Source organism: Photobacterium sp. WH77, assembly GCF_022014395.1.
Taxonomy (GTDB): domain Bacteria; phylum Pseudomonadota; class Gammaproteobacteria; order Enterobacterales; family Vibrionaceae; genus Photobacterium; species Photobacterium arenosum.
The window spans coordinates 1-1203 of record NZ_JAKLTE010000053.1 but is presented as its reverse complement, the minus strand read 5'-3'; the positions used below and the strand labels follow the sequence as shown (position 1 = coordinate 1203).

Sequence of the window (1203 nt, the reverse complement as noted above, 5' to 3'; positions counted from 1 at the left end):
CAGGGCAAGATCGTGAACGTTTTTTAAACAAAAATAGATCCATTTGACGATCATCCTTGGCTGTGATCATATACTCCTTTTTTCGGGAGAGCATCATGCACATTGACCACTTCAAAGAACACTTTCAACCAATCGTCGACCAACGCCAAGGCGCTAAAGTGACCTATTGCCTCTTTGAAGTTATGTTCGGATCATTGTGTGCCGTCATTGCTGGCGCGAAGGGGTGGTTTGATATTCGTGAATATATTCTCGGTCATCATGACTGGTTTAAGCGTAATGCTCTCTTTTTGAACGGTATTCCTGTTGATGACACGATTGCTCGCATCATATCAACCATTGAACCCGAGCAGTTTCATGAATGCTTCGTCAACTGGATGTCATCGGTACATACTCTTACCGAAGGTCAAGTCGTTGCTATCGATGGCAAAACGCTTCGAGGCTCATACAATCGTGAAGACAGAGCGAGCACTATTCATATGATCAGTGCTTATGCTTCATCAAACAAGCTCGTGTTGGGGCAGCTCAAAACCGAACAAAAAAGTAATGAAATAACAGCAATCCCTGAACTGATAAAGATGCTCGACATTAAGGGAGCCTTAGTGACCATTGATGCGATGGCCTGTCAAACCAAGATAGCCAGAGCCATTGTAGAACAAGGAGGAGATTACTTGCTTGCGGTTAAGAGTAATCAAGGAAAACTCCGCCAAGCGATAGAAAATGCGTTCTCTTCTCAGCGAGCAAATGTTGCAGGTGATATCTCGTTTGAAGAAGGGCACGGGCGTATAGAGTCTCGCCAATGCTATGTCATTGATAGTATTGAACTAGAAGGTGATTTCTCTCGCTGGAAAAACTTGAAGAGCATAGTGATGGTTGAAAACTTCCGCCTTGAGAAAGGAAAAGCCATCGACCTAGAGTATCGTTACTACATTAGCTCCAAAGAGCTTAGCGCAGAGCAAGCTGCGACGGCCGTTAGAGAACATTGGGGCATAGAGTCCATGCATTGGGTGCTTGATGTCAGTATGAATGAAGATGCCTGCCAGATATACAAAGCTCATGGGGCAGAGAATCTGTCTTGCTTGCGCCATATGAGCTTGAATATGCTTCGGGCAGAGCCAACCAAGCTCAGCATCGTCGGAAAACAAAAGCGATGCATGATGAATACATCAATGCTTGAGGCAGTATTAAGTGCTGGTTTTAGTCAGG

Annotated in this window: 1 protein-coding gene; it reads left to right on the top strand. The window is 44.7% G+C overall.

All coding sequences use genetic code 11. The annotated features are described in order from the left end of the window. Window positions 1-95: 95 nt before the first annotated feature. A partial coding sequence (locus L6J37_RS21195) for an ISAs1 family transposase (protein WP_237796519.1) occupies window positions 96-1203 on the top strand: 1108 nt, incomplete at its 3' end.